The following is an 11,968-nucleotide window of genomic DNA, read 5'->3' on the forward strand; positions in this document are numbered from 1 at the left end:
TATGAAGCTGTATCTAAACGAATGCGGGATCGTCTGCGCGCTGGGCGACTCGCACGAACAAGTCAAACGCGCCCTGTTCGCCGGCCAGAGCGGCATCGCGCCGACCGACGCCTGGTCGCCCGGCCGCGTGCTGCCCCTTGGGCGCGTGCTCACCGCGCTGCCCGACGATGCGGCGCTGCCGCTCGGCCAGCGCAGCCGAAACAACCGGCTGGCCCTGGCCGCGCTGGCGCAGATTCGCGCCGCGGTCGACGCGGCCGTGCTGCGCTACGGGTCCAACCGGATCGGCATCGTGATCGGCACCAGCACCTCGGGCATCGCCGAAACCGAAGCGGCCCTGCAGGCACACTTCACGGGTGCGCCGCTGCCGGACGATTTTCATTACGCGCAGCAGGAGATGGGTTCGCCCGCCGCCATGCTGGCCCATGAATTGAAGGTCACCGGCCCGGCCTACGCCCATTCGAGCGCTTGCGCATCCGGCGCCAAGGCCCTGGCCAGCGCCGCGCGCCTGATTCGCATGGGCCTGTGCGACGCCGTCATCACTGGTGGCGTGGACACCCTGTGCGGATTTACGGTTGCGGGGTTTTCGGCACTCGAATCGGTCAGCGCGGCGCGCTGCAATCCATTGAGCGCCAACCGCGAGGGCATCAACATCGGCGAGGGCGCGGCACTGTTCCTGATGACGCGCGAGCCGGCCGCGGTCGCCCTGTGCGGCTGGGGCGAGGCGTCCGACGGGCACCACATGTCGGCGCCCGATCCGGCCGGCAGCGGCGCACGCCTGGCGATTACCGAAGCGCTCGCGCGCGCCGGTATTGACGCGGCGCAGATAGACTATATCAACCTGCACGGCACGGCGACCATCCAGAACGATGCGATGGAGTCGCGCGTGGTGCACGACCTGTTCGGGCCAGCGGTGCCGGTCAGCTCGACCAAGGGCTTTACCGGCCACGCGCTGGGCGCGGCGGCGGCGCTGGAGGCGGCGCTGATCTGGCTGGCCATGCAGGACGATAATCCGCAAGGGCTGCTGCCCCCGCACCTGTGGGATGGCGTGCCCGATCCGGCGCTGCCGGCGCTGAACGTGGCCGCACCGGGTGCGCGCCTCGGGCGCCCGCTCGACTGGGCGTTGAGTAACTCGTTTGCGTTCGGCGGCTCGAACGCCACCCTGGTGTTGGGACGGACCCGATGAACAGTGACAGCTACCCCGATATCCGCGCGCTGGTCCCGCATGAAGGCGAGATGGTGTTTCTCGACCGCGTGCTCACGGCCGGCACCAGCACCCTGTGCGCGGAAGTGACGATCGGCCAGCACAGCGTGTTTTTCGACGCAACAGGAGTAGAGGCGGGCGTCGGTTCCTGGGTCGGCATCGAGTACATGGCGCAGGCGATCGCCGCCCACGCCGGATTTTTGGCGCGCCTGCGCGGCGACGCGGTGCGCGTGGGCTTTCTGCTCGGCGCGCGGCGCTACCAGACCAGCGTGCCCCTGTTCGCGCTGGGCAGCGTGCTGCACGTGCACGTGCAGCACGTGCTGCAGGGCGAGAACGGCCTGGGCGCGTTCGACTGCCGCATCGACGATGGCGCCAGCGCGGCCAATCTGGCCAATGCCACCATCACGGTCTTCCAGCCCGATAACGTTAACGAATTTTTGCAGCGGAGTTTTTAAATGAGTAGCCAGAGCAGTATCAACGAGACAGTATTGGTGACGGGTTCGTCGCGCGGCATCGGCAAGGCGGTTGCGCTGCGCCTGGCGCGCGACGGCTACGATATCGTCGTTCATTGCCGCAGCCAGCGCGCCGAGGCGGACGCGGTCGCGCGCGAAATCGAGGCGATGGGCCGCCGCGCGCGCGTGCTGCAGTTCGACATCGGCGAGCGCGACGTCGCGGCCGCGGCCCTGCTGGCCGACATCGAGCAGCATGGCTGCTATTACGGCGTGGTGTGCAACGCCGGCGTGGCGCGCGACAATGCGTTTCCGGCAATGAGCGGCGAGGACTGGGATATCGTCCTCAAGACCAATCTCGACGGTTTTTATAACGTGCTCAATCCCCTCGTGATGCCGATGGTCCAGCGCCGCAAGGCCGGACGCATCGTCACCATGGCTTCGGTCTCCGGGCTGGCGGGCAATCGCGGGCAGGTCAATTACAGCGCCGCCAAGGCCGGCATCATCGGCGCCACCAAGGCGCTGGCGATCGAGCTGGCCAAGCGCGCCATCACCGTCAATTGCGTCGCGCCGGGCCTGATCGAAACCGACATGATCAGCGACGTGCCGATGGAAGAAGCGCTCAAGATGATTCCGGCCAAGCGGGTCGGCAAACCCGAGGAAGTGGCCGCCGCGGTCAGCTTCCTGATCGGCGCCGATGCTTCGTACATCACGCGTCAGGTTATTTCTGTCAACGGAGGCATGGTATGAAGCACCGCGTCGTCGTCACCGGCATGGCCGGCATCAGCCCCCTGGGCAACGACTGGGCCGCGATCCGCACGCGCCTGGGCGAGTACCGCAACGCCATCGTGCCGATGCAGGAGTGGGCCGATTACGAAGGCCTGAACACCAAACTGGGCGCGCCGGCCGCGCCCTTCGAGCTGGGCGAGCGCTTTCACCGCAAGGCGATGCGCAGCATGGGACGGGTGGCGCTGATGGCCACGCGCGCCAGCGAAATGGCGCTGGCCCATGCCGGCCTGCTGGAGCATCCGCTGCTCAAGAGCGGGCGCATGGGCGTGTCCTTCGGTTCCTCGGCCGGCACGCCGAGCGCGATCGGCGACTTTGGCCGCATGATGGAAGAGCGCAGCACGCGCGGCATCAACGCCACCACCTACATCAAGATGATGGCGCACACCGCGCCGGTGAACATCGGCGTGTTCTTCGGCCTGACCGGGCGCGTGATCACGACGTCGTCGGCCTGCACCTCGGGCAGCCAGGGCATCGGCTACGCGTACGAAGCGATCCGCAACGGCCAGCAGACCGCCATGGTGGCGGGCGGCGCCGAGGAACTGTGCGCGACCGAAGCGGCGGTGTTCGACACCCTGTTCGCCACCAGCACGCGCAACGACACGCCGGCCGTCACGCCGCGGCCCTTCGACAGCGCGCGCGACGGCCTGGTGATCGGCGAGGGCGCCGGTTGCCTGATCCTCGAAGAGCTCGAGCACGCGCTGGCGCGCGGCGCCACCATCCACGCCGAGCTGGTCGGTTTCGGCACCAACAGCGACGGCTGCCACGTCACGCAGCCGAATGCGGCGACGATGAAGATTGCGATGGAACTGGCCCTGGCCGACGCCGGGCTGGCGCCCGAAGCCATCGGCTATGTGAATGCGCACGGCACCGCCACGGAGCAGGGCGACATCGCCGAAACGCAGGCCACGGCCGCGATGTTCGGCGCGCGCGTGCCGATCAGTTCACTGAAAAGCTACATGGGCCACACCCTGGGCGCGTGCGGCGCGCTGGAAGCGTGGATCAGCATCGAGATGATGCGCGAAGGCTGGTTTGCGCCGACCATCAACCTGGAACAGGTCGACCCGCGCTGCGCGCCGCTCGACTACATCCACACCGAGGGCCGGCGAATCGACACCGACTACATCATGACCAACAATTTTGCGTTCGGCGGCATTAACACGTCGCTGATTTTTAAGAAGTATGGCTAAACCTGGAGATATACACGAATGAAAAAAATCCTCTCGACGATGGCAGTTCTGGCAGTTATCGGTAGCGCAGTTCCGGCCCACGCGGCCGACAAGAAAGTGGTGTTGCCGTTCGCCGGTGCACTGGCAGACAACGGTGCCAAGGAACGCCTGGGCGACTCGATCGCATTCTATTATGGTGCGCAGAAGACGCCGAAGGTACTGGAAAAGCGCGGCTCCGACCAGACCAGCCAGAAGACCAACGCCTTCAGCAAGACCGACACGGCAGTGTGCCATTGGGCCTTCCTGTCGGCCATGCTGGCACTGCAGAAGCGCGCCCAGGAAGTCGGCGCGAATGCGGTCATCAATATCACCAGCAACTACAAGAACGTCACGTATTCGAGCGAGACCGACTTTGAGTGCCACGTCGGTAATATCGTCGGCGGCGTCGCCCTGAAAGGCGACTTCGTGCGCCTGGCCGACGGCAAGAAGTAAGCCGTCAAGCCCTCAAGCGCGGCCCGATCGCGGGCCGCGCTTTCCGTCACGACCCGGCCACGCTAGGGTACCGCTGGTCGACCAGCTCCGTGATTGTCCTTTCCGCGCCTCTCAGCTGGTCTATTGGGGCGGCACAATCCGCAAAAAACTGTTGAAGTGCTTTCCACTTTTCAACGGCCTCACTTTGCATGACATCAAGAAAATCAGAATGATGGGAATCGGGCGTTATCACGGCTCGGCTTGTTCACGTTCCATGATATGTGGCAGTGAACCTTGGCGCCGCTCAGGCGCCGCTGCAGCTACGCGAGTACGAGCGATAAAAACAACATATATGTTGCTTTCATGGAGAATCACAACATATTTGTTGTATGATCCTATCACTAACACGGGGAGATGGAAGTGAAGTACAGCGAGTTCCGGCGGTGGCTGCTTAAACAGGGTGCCCAGATCACCCCAGGCAAGGGAAGCCATAGTAAGGTATCTCTTAATGGAAAATCGACTGTCTTCCCGGACCATGGAGCAAAAGAGATAGGGACGGGCCTAGTGGAGAAAATTCAGAAAGACCTCGGATTGAAGTGAGAGAGTCCGACATGGGCCTGAATACGGAAATCCCGGAATCCCGACAACCTGAAAACGACGAAGACGACGAAACCGAGAAAGAGGCAGATCATGCTGAATTATCCAATCACCCTTACCCCAGACGACAACGGGTCATTTCTGGTCGGGTTCCCCGATTTTCCTGAGGCTAATTCCGTTGGCGACAACGAAGAGGAGGCGCTAGGCAACGCCATCGATGCGCTTGAAACAGCGCTCGAGATTTATTTCGATGAGCGCCGTGCTGTGCCCGCGCCATCCAAACCTGAACCTGGCCAACGTGTGGTGGCATTGCCTGCGCTTGAATCTGCAAAGGTCTTGCTCTGGAACGAGATGATTGAAAAGAAAATACGCAAAGCCGATTTGGCACGCCTGCTGAACGTGCATATGCCGCAAGTCGACCGTCTTTTTGATCTTAAACACTCATCCAAGATCGAATTTGTTGAGCAGGCCGCCAAGGCACTCGGTAAAACTCTGACGGTTTCGCTTGTCTGATAGTTGATGTCAGCATCAATATGCGGAATTCTGTTTTTTCAACTATCAGCAATGCAAAAAGCCGCCTTTTAGAGCGGCTTCTCTGATTTTCCCCAGGCTCTTCACGGGATGCGCTCATCACCGCCCGGTGCGGACCCGGCGCTAACCCTGGGCCGGTCCCCGGACGGCCACGCGGGAGTGTGCCCGCTATCGCGCTTGCACATCCCGAGCGCGGTCCCGATCAAGGGCCGCGCTGTCCATCACGATCCGGCCAGGCGCGGGAACAGCTGGTCGACCAGCTCCGTGATTTTCTTCTCTGCGCCGATGAATTTGCCCATGTTGCCACCACCCCTGGAGGCATCGTAGGTCGCCTTGCCGGCCGGTTTGGCGTTCTTGTAAACCACGATGTCGGCATACGCCATGTACATGGCCAGGTCCCAGCGCCAGGTCGCGGTATAGGTCGAGGTGAGCGGGCACTCCACCAGCGAGGCACCCGAGGCCAGCTTCTTCACTTCATATCCCTTGTTGGTCAACGCGCGCTCGTAGGCGTCGAAGAAGGTCGCCCTGACGGAGGGATTGTCGACAATGCACACCACTTTGCTGTCGAAACGCTCGACCGGCTTGACGTTTTGGTGAATCGCGCAGCCGGAAAGAGCGAGCAGGGCGACGGAGATGCAGGCCAGTCTGGAGATCATATGATTTCTTCGCGGAAATTTTAGAGAGTCTGAACTATACCATTGCATTGCCGGGTAGACACATTAATTGCGTTGGCCGCTTTCCAGGTGGTGTTCGTGCCACGCTGCCCGCGAGGCGTCCTGCGGGCAATCCATGAAGATCGAAAAGACTAGCGGCTGACGCCGACCAGCTTGTGCACCAGCTCGGACGAGGTCGACGCCGAAAACTTGCGCATCAGCTTGGCTCTATGCATTTCCACCGTGCGCGGACTGAGGTCGGTTTCGCGGGCGATCACCTTGCTGGTCTTGCCTTCGACCAGCAGGGCCGCGATCTCGCGCTCGCGCGGGGTCAGTTCGGCCGTGACGGGCCGCTTTTCGCTGACATCCTCGAACGTCCACACGCCCGCGCCGAGCGGCTCGCGCGCATCGAGGGCGCGCCCGCTCACGTGGCACCAGAACAGCTCGCCCCCGGCGCGGCGCATGATGCGCTCGTCGGAATAGACGCCGCGCGCGTTCATCACCGGAATGATGCGGTCGCCCGTACGCAGGAATTCATCCATGGTCGGATACAGCACCTGGAAGGACTTGCCATCGAGTTCGCCGTGGCCGTAGCCGAACATCGAACTGAGCGCATCGTTGCAGGCCTGGATCACGCGGTCGACCGAAATGCACATGCCGACCGGCGCGTGGCGAAAAATCGTTTCGTAATCGATGGCGTATGATGCGGTCATTGGATGGTGTGCAGTGATTCGGAAACGTTGGGAAACAACCGGTAGTTCTACGGTATTGTGCTTTTAGCCCGCGTATTTTATGCTGAGAATCCACTGTGCAGTGCAGTATGGACGAATTTAGCTTAACTATAAAAAGGGACAGGGAATGAACAAAGTTTATCCTGACGCGGCATCGGCGCTGGCCGGCATCGTGAGCGATGGCCAGACCATCGCAGTCGGCGGTTTCGGCCTGTGCGGCATACCGGAAGCGCTGATCCTGGCCTTGCGCAAGTCGGCTGTCACCAACCTGACGGTGATCTCCAACAATGCCGGCGTGGACGACTTCGGCCTCGGCCAGCTGCTCACCACGCGCCAGATCAAGAAGATGATTTCGTCCTACGTGGGCGAAAACAAGGAGTTCGCGCGCCAGTACCTGGCCGGCGAACTCGAACTCGAATTCACGCCGCAGGGCACGCTGGCCGAGAAGCTGCGCGCCGGCGGCTCGGGCATTCCCGCCTTCTTTACCAAGACCGGCGTGGGCACCATCGTGGCCGAGGGTAAGGAAGTGCGCGAGTTTGACGGAGAACAATACGTAATGGAGCGCAGTCTGGTAGCGGACGTGTCGCTGGTCAAAGCCTACATGGCCGACCGCGCCGGCAACCTGGTGTACCGCAAGACCGCGCGCAACTTCAACCCGAACGTGGCGATGGCCGGCAAGATCACCATCGTCGAAGTCGAGAAACTGGTGGAAGTGGGCGAGATCGATCCCGACCAGGTGCACACGCCGAGCATTTTCGTGCACCGCATCGTCGTCAACGCCACGCCGGAAAAGCGCATCGAACAGCGCACCGTGCGCACCAACTAAGACCACAGGAGAAGAAGATGGCATGGACTCGTGATGAAATGGCCGCGCGCGCGGCAAAAGAATTGCAGGATGGTTTTTACGTGAACCTGGGCATCGGTTTGCCGACCCTGGTGGCGAACTACGTTCCGGCCGACATGGAAGTGTTCCTGCAGTCGGAAAACGGCTTGCTCGGCATCGGTCCGTTTCCGACGGACAATGAAGTCGATGCCGACCTGATCAACGCCGGCAAGCAGACCGTGACGGCGCTGCCCGGCGCAGCCTACTTCAGCTCGGCCGATTCCTTCGGCATGATCCGTGGCGGCAAGATCAACCTGGCGATTCTTGGCGCGATGCAAGTTTCGGCCCAGGGCGACCTGGCCAACTGGATGATTCCGGGCAAAATGGTCAAGGGCATGGGCGGCGCGATGGACCTGGTGGCCGGCGTCAAGCGCGTGGTGGTGGTGATGGAACACGTCGCCACGGCCAAGGATGGCTCGACCTCGCACAAGATCTTGCCCAAGTGCGATCTGCCGCTGACGGGCGTGGGCGTGGTCGACCTGATCATCACCGACCTCGGCGTAATCGAAGTCACCCCGGCCGGCCTGAAGCTGGTTGAACTGGCACCGGGCGTGAACAAGGAACAAGTAGTGGCCGCCACCGGCGCCGAACTGGACGTCAGCGGGCTCTAGCATACCGCGCCCGCGCGGCGCAAGTCTCGCCAAACGAAACAGCACCGGCTTGAACACCGGTGCTTTTTTTTCGTGTGTATGGACGGATTGATCGTAGAATTGCCTTAAAGGTTTTGTTTCCTTTTCCTTAAGTTTGCGTCGGGCCGGGAATGTGAATACTGGTTAACATGACGCTTTGCGCTGGAGATCACATTACTTACCTTTCCATCATGCGGCATTGCTACCTGCCTCGTCCTGTCTTGCGGGCGCAGCCGTGCGTCTGCAGCCCGGCCGGGCAGTGCCGCGTGCGGCTGTTTGCCCTGTGCAGCCAATGACCAGGCCCGTGCGCGTCGTTCTGGTCGACGACCACACCGTGGCGCGCCATGGCATTCGCCTCATGCTCGCCGGCGCCGATGACCTGGAGGTCGTCGGCGAGGCCGATACCGCGGCGGCGGCCCTGACGCTGGCGCGCACGCAAACTTTCGATGTGGCCCTGCTCGACATCAGCCTGCCCGACAAGAACGGCCTGGAATTGCTCAAGCAGTTGCGCGAGCAGCAGCCTGGCCTGGCGGTGCTGATCGTCAGCATGTACGCAGAAGATGTCTACGCGCTGCGCGCCCTCAAGCTGGGCGCGGCCGGCTACCTGACCAAGACCTGCAGCAGCGCCACCCTGATCGAAGCGGTACGCAAGGCGGCGGGCGGCGGCAAGTACGTGAGCCCGGCGCTGCTGCAAAAGCTGGCCGGCATGCTCGGCGGCGGGCCGGGCGGGGTGCTGCACGAAGCGCTCACCGACCGCGAACTGGAAATCTTCCGCATGATCGCCTCCGGCGAAAGCCTGGTCGGCATCGCCGCGGCCCTGCACCTGAGCCCGAGCACGGTCACCACCTACCGCTCGCGCGTGCTCGACAAGATGGGCATGAAGAGCAATGCCGAACTGACCCGTTACGGCCTGGACCACGGCTTGCTGGGCTGACATCGCCCCGACACCGTGTAGGGGATCCACTACAGCGGCTCCGGACAAAGCCCCGACAGCCGATCACACAAATCCACGCTAGCCAGTTTTTTACCCGCCAGCAATACTTGATCCCGAGGCGTAGATCTACGCAGTATCGTTCGGGGGCGGGATGTCTGCTTTGAGAAAAAACAAGGTTCGTGTCGATTGGCTGGGGCAGCAAGCCATGCTGTTGGCCCACGACGATGCGATCGCGGCGCCGGCCGCGCGCGCTCAATGCCCGAATCCGAGTGCAGCACGGGAAACCGTGGCGGCGATCCGTGATGATCCGCGCTGAGGACATGTCGATGAACCAGACTGCCGCCCCGATTGCGCCTTCGCTGCTGGCCCTGATGGACCTCGGTGCCGCCGAGCAGTACGAGCACGGCCCGGTCGGCTTCGTGTGCCTGTCGGTGGATGGCTGGATCGGCAAGATCAACCAGACCCTGCTCGACTGGACCGGCTACCAGCGCGACGACATCGTCGGACGCACCCGCTTCCAGGACCTGATCGGCGCCGGCGCGCGCATCTTCTTCGACACCCACCACGCGCCGCTGCTGATGATGCAGGGTTTCGTCAACGAAATTGCGATCAACCTGCGCGGCAAGGATGGCGCCCTGATTCCGGTACTGGTCAACTCCGTGCTCAAACGCGACGCCGACGAGCGCCCGCTGCTGATCCAGATGTCGGTCTTCAACGCCAGCGAGCGGCGCCGCTACGAGCGCGAGCTGCTGCAGGCCAAGCGCCTGGCCGAGCAGGCCGCCGTCACGCTCGAACAGCAGGTCGAGGAGCGTACCAGCCTGCTGGCCGATGCGCTGGCCCACGCCGAGGCGGCGGTCCAGGCCAAGAACGACTTCCTGGCCAATATGAGCCATGAAATCCGCACGCCGCTCAACTGCATACTGGGCATGGCGGCGCTGGCGCTGGAAGGCGCGCCCGACGCGCGCCAGCGCAATTACATCGACAAGATCGGCCAGTCGGGCCAGCAGGTGCTCTCCATCGTCAGCGAAATTCTCGACTTCTGCAAGATGGAAGCGGGCAAGCTGCAGATCGAGCAGCTGCCGCTGAACCTGAAAAGCGTGATCGCCGAAACGGCAGCCGGCTTTGCCGTCATGGCGCGCGAGAAGGGCCTCGCGCTCAAGGTGCGGATCGAAGACAACGTGCCCGAGAAAGCGCTCGGCGACGCCCTGCGCATCGCGCAAATCCTCGGCAACTACATCGGCAACGCGATCAAGTTCAGCGACCGCGGCGACATCAGTATCGACGCCTGCCTGATGGGCACCGAGCGCGAACGCATGCGCGTGCGGATCGAGGTGCGCGACAGCGGCATCGGCCTCTCGCACGAAGAGCAGCAGAATCTGTTCCAGCCTTTCCACCAGGCCGACAGCTCGACCACCCGCAAGTACGGCGGCACGGGCCTGGGCCTGGCCATCTGCCGCCAGCTGGCCGACATGATGGATGGGACGGTGGGCGTGACCAGCGCGCGCGGCGTGGGCAGCCTGTTCTGGTTCGAGGTACGCCTGGCCGCCCCGGCGCCGACGCCGATGCCGGAACTGCCGCGCAGCCGCGAGCAGGCGGGCCGCTACGAACCGGTCGAGCGCACCATGGCGCGCCTGGCAGGCAAGCGCCTGCTGCTGGCCGAGGACAATCCCCTCAACCAGGAACTGACCCGTATCCTGGTCGAACGCGCCGGCGCCACCATGGCGCTGGCCGGCAACGGCGCCGAAGCACTGGTGGCGCTGGCCGGCGGCGACTTCGACTGCGTGCTGATGGACGTGCAGATGCCGGTGATGGACGGCCAGAGCGCGGCACGCCATATCCGCGCCGACGCGCGCCTGAACAACCTGCCGATCATCGCCATGACCGCGAATGCCTTCAACAGCAACCGCGAGGACTGCCTGGCGGCCGGCATGGACGACTTCCTGGTCAAGCCGATCGAAGCGGGCCTGTTTTACCGCACCGTGGCGCACTGGATCGATGGCCGCGACGCCCGGCCGGCGACGCGGGCCGGAGCCGATGGCTGCGAGGGCGAGGGCGAGGGCGAAGGCGAAGGCGAAGGCGAAGGCGAGGGTGCGGCCACGCCGGCCGAATCGGGCGAAACGATGTCGCTCAGCGTGCTCGCCGCCCTGGTCGACAACGACCCGGACACCATGAGCCGCCTGCTGCGCATCTTCCTCGACAACGCCGCCAGCACCGTGGCCGAGCTGCAGGCGGCGCTGCAGGCCGGCGCCCAGGCCGACCTCAAGACGCTCGGGCACCGCCTCAAGTCGTCGGCGCGCGCGGTCGGCGCCATGCGCCTGGCGGACGCCTGCCAGGCGCTCGAACAGCTATCGGGCATGGACGACGCCACGGCGCTGGTCGGGCAGCTGCCGGCCATGCTGGACGCGCTGCGGCGCCAGCTGGCCGACAGCCACCTGGCGCTGGGCGAACCAAGTACCGCGCCGCACTGACGCAATCACCTTCAACCAAAAACGAGCACAAACCATGACTGCCACTTCCACCCCGACCAAGCTGTCCCCTCCGCTGGCATCGCTGCACGTGCTGCTGGTCGACGACGACCCTTTCATGCTCGAACTGCTGGGCAGCATGCTCGATAAACTGGGCGTCGGGCGCGTGTCGCAGGCCACCGATGGCGAGCGCGGCGTGGCCGCCATCGGCGGCGCGCGCGGCATGCCCGACGTGGTCATCTGCGATATCCACATGCCCGGCAAGGATGGCTTCCAGGTGATGGAAGCGATGGCCGCCAGCGGCTACAAGGGCGCGGTGGTGCTGCTGTCGGGGATGGATGCGCGCACCCTCAATTCGGCCGCGCTGATGGCGCGTTTCCACCACCTCCACGTGCTCGGCGTGATGACCAAGCCGGTGTCCAAGGCTGCGCTGTCGGACCTGCTGGCCAAGGTCACGCGCCTGTAGGAG

At 63.8% G+C, this 11,968-nt stretch carries 15 protein-coding genes; 13 read left to right on the forward strand and 2 right to left on the reverse strand.

What is annotated here, in order from left to right:
• Position 1 precedes the first annotated feature (1 nt).
• The 7 genes from RBA41_RS02570 (at position 2) to RBA41_RS02600 (ending at position 5,186) form a co-directional block, all read left to right on the forward strand.
• The gene (locus RBA41_RS02570) at positions 2-1,183 is read left to right on the forward strand and encodes a beta-ketoacyl-ACP synthase (protein WP_306620738.1); all 1,182 of its coding nucleotides are present in this window, start codon (positions 2-4) and stop codon (positions 1,181-1,183) included.
• Positions 1,180-1,656: a hotdog family protein gene (locus RBA41_RS02575; RefSeq protein WP_306620740.1), complete on the forward strand. Its 477-nt coding sequence runs from the start codon at positions 1,180-1,182 to the stop codon at positions 1,654-1,656. The genes RBA41_RS02570 and RBA41_RS02575 overlap by 4 nt, the downstream gene beginning before the upstream one ends.
• On the forward strand, positions 1,657-2,400 hold the full coding sequence (locus tag RBA41_RS02580) for a 3-ketoacyl-ACP reductase FabG2 (RefSeq protein WP_306620742.1): 744 nt from the start codon (positions 1,657-1,659) through the stop codon (positions 2,398-2,400).
• Positions 2,397-3,626: a beta-ketoacyl-ACP synthase gene (locus RBA41_RS02585; protein WP_306620744.1), complete on the forward strand. Its 1,230-nt coding sequence runs from the start codon at positions 2,397-2,399 to the stop codon at positions 3,624-3,626. Before RBA41_RS02580 ends, RBA41_RS02585 begins: the two co-directional genes overlap by 4 nt.
• Before the next feature lie 18 nt (positions 3,627-3,644).
• Positions 3,645-4,097, forward strand: a complete 453-nt coding sequence (locus RBA41_RS02590; RefSeq protein ID WP_306620746.1) for an excinuclease ATPase subunit — start codon at positions 3,645-3,647, stop codon at positions 4,095-4,097.
• A 393-nt stretch (positions 4,098-4,490) separates the two neighbouring features.
• On the forward strand, positions 4,491-4,676 hold the full coding sequence (locus RBA41_RS02595) for a type II toxin-antitoxin system HicA family toxin (RefSeq protein WP_306620748.1): 186 nt from the start codon (positions 4,491-4,493) through the stop codon (positions 4,674-4,676).
• A gap of 90 nt (positions 4,677-4,766) precedes the next feature.
• Complete coding sequence (locus tag RBA41_RS02600; RefSeq protein WP_306620750.1) at positions 4,767-5,186, forward strand: type II toxin-antitoxin system HicB family antitoxin; 420 nt, start codon at positions 4,767-4,769, stop codon at positions 5,184-5,186.
• A gap of 239 nt (positions 5,187-5,425) precedes the next feature.
• On the opposite strand, the gene RBA41_RS02605 is transcribed toward RBA41_RS02600, so the two are convergent.
• Together RBA41_RS02605 and RBA41_RS02610 are read right to left on the reverse strand one after the other, a co-directional pair.
• Complete coding sequence (locus RBA41_RS02605) at positions 5,426-5,860, reverse strand: Sbal_3080 family lipoprotein (protein WP_306620752.1); 435 nt, start codon at positions 5,858-5,860, stop codon at positions 5,426-5,428.
• A 149-nt stretch (positions 5,861-6,009) separates the two neighbouring features.
• Complete coding sequence (locus tag RBA41_RS02610; RefSeq protein WP_099877955.1) at positions 6,010-6,570, reverse strand: PAS and helix-turn-helix domain-containing protein; 561 nt, start codon at positions 6,568-6,570, stop codon at positions 6,010-6,012.
• Between the two features lie 145 nt (positions 6,571-6,715).
• Here RBA41_RS02610 and RBA41_RS02615 point away from each other — a divergent pair, with 145 nt between their 5' ends.
• The 6 genes from RBA41_RS02615 to RBA41_RS02640 all read left to right on the forward strand — a co-directional run bounded on the left by RBA41_RS02615 (position 6,716) and on the right by RBA41_RS02640 (position 11,965).
• Positions 6,716-7,414 (forward strand): CoA transferase subunit A, encoded by a 699-nt coding sequence (locus RBA41_RS02615; protein ID WP_306620755.1) that lies wholly within the window; start codon positions 6,716-6,718, stop codon positions 7,412-7,414.
• 17 nt (positions 7,415-7,431) lie between these two features.
• Positions 7,432-8,082 carry a 3-oxoacid CoA-transferase subunit B gene (locus RBA41_RS02620; RefSeq protein ID WP_306620757.1) on the forward strand — a complete coding sequence of 217 codons (651 nt, stop codon included), beginning with the start codon at positions 7,432-7,434 and terminating at the stop codon, positions 8,080-8,082.
• A gap of 322 nt (positions 8,083-8,404) precedes the next feature.
• Entirely contained in the window at positions 8,405-9,034 is a 630-nt protein-coding gene (locus tag RBA41_RS02625) for a response regulator (protein ID WP_306620759.1), read from the forward strand.
• 151 nt (positions 9,035-9,185) lie between these two features.
• Complete coding sequence (locus RBA41_RS02630) at positions 9,186-9,350, forward strand: hypothetical protein (RefSeq protein WP_306620761.1); 165 nt, start codon at positions 9,186-9,188, stop codon at positions 9,348-9,350.
• A gap of 10 nt (positions 9,351-9,360) precedes the next feature.
• Complete coding sequence (locus tag RBA41_RS02635; RefSeq protein WP_306620763.1) at positions 9,361-11,502, forward strand: ATP-binding protein; 2,142 nt, start codon at positions 9,361-9,363, stop codon at positions 11,500-11,502.
• A 34-nt stretch (positions 11,503-11,536) separates the two neighbouring features.
• Entirely contained in the window at positions 11,537-11,965 is a 429-nt protein-coding gene (locus tag RBA41_RS02640; RefSeq protein WP_306620765.1) for a response regulator, read from the forward strand.
• Positions 11,966-11,968: the final 3 nt, after the last annotated feature.

It is taken from the genome of Massilia scottii, from assembly GCF_030846495.1.
Lineage (GTDB): Bacteria > Pseudomonadota > Gammaproteobacteria > Burkholderiales > Burkholderiaceae_D > Telluria_A > Telluria_A violaceinigra.

Coding starts and splice junctions, on each gene's coding strand:
- RBA41_RS02635 (WP_306620763.1), top strand. CDS start 9,361: ATGAACCAGACTGCCGCCCCGATTGCGCCTTCGCTGCTGGCCCTGATG.
- RBA41_RS02570 (WP_306620738.1), top strand. CDS start 2: ATGAAGCTGTATCTAAACGAATGCGGGATCGTCTGCGCGCTGGGCGAC.
- RBA41_RS02630 (WP_306620761.1), top strand. CDS start 9,186: ATGTCTGCTTTGAGAAAAAACAAGGTTCGTGTCGATTGGCTGGGGCAG.
- RBA41_RS02620 (WP_306620757.1), top strand. CDS start 7,432: ATGGCATGGACTCGTGATGAAATGGCCGCGCGCGCGGCAAAAGAATTG.
- RBA41_RS02615 (WP_306620755.1), top strand. CDS start 6,716: ATGAACAAAGTTTATCCTGACGCGGCATCGGCGCTGGCCGGCATCGTG.
- RBA41_RS02605 (WP_306620752.1), bottom strand. CDS start 5,860: ATGATCTCCAGACTGGCCTGCATCTCCGTCGCCCTGCTCGCTCTTTCC.
- RBA41_RS02600 (WP_306620750.1), top strand. CDS start 4,767: ATGCTGAATTATCCAATCACCCTTACCCCAGACGACAACGGGTCATTT.
- RBA41_RS02590 (WP_306620746.1), top strand. CDS start 3,645: ATGAAAAAAATCCTCTCGACGATGGCAGTTCTGGCAGTTATCGGTAGC.
- RBA41_RS02640 (WP_306620765.1), top strand. CDS start 11,537: ATGACTGCCACTTCCACCCCGACCAAGCTGTCCCCTCCGCTGGCATCG.
- RBA41_RS02575 (WP_306620740.1), top strand. CDS start 1,180: ATGAACAGTGACAGCTACCCCGATATCCGCGCGCTGGTCCCGCATGAA.
- RBA41_RS02580 (WP_306620742.1), top strand. CDS start 1,657: ATGAGTAGCCAGAGCAGTATCAACGAGACAGTATTGGTGACGGGTTCG.
- RBA41_RS02595 (WP_306620748.1), top strand. CDS start 4,491: ATGGAAGTGAAGTACAGCGAGTTCCGGCGGTGGCTGCTTAAACAGGGT.
- RBA41_RS02610 (WP_099877955.1), bottom strand. CDS start 6,570: ATGACCGCATCATACGCCATCGATTACGAAACGATTTTTCGCCACGCG.
- RBA41_RS02585 (WP_306620744.1), top strand. CDS start 2,397: ATGAAGCACCGCGTCGTCGTCACCGGCATGGCCGGCATCAGCCCCCTG.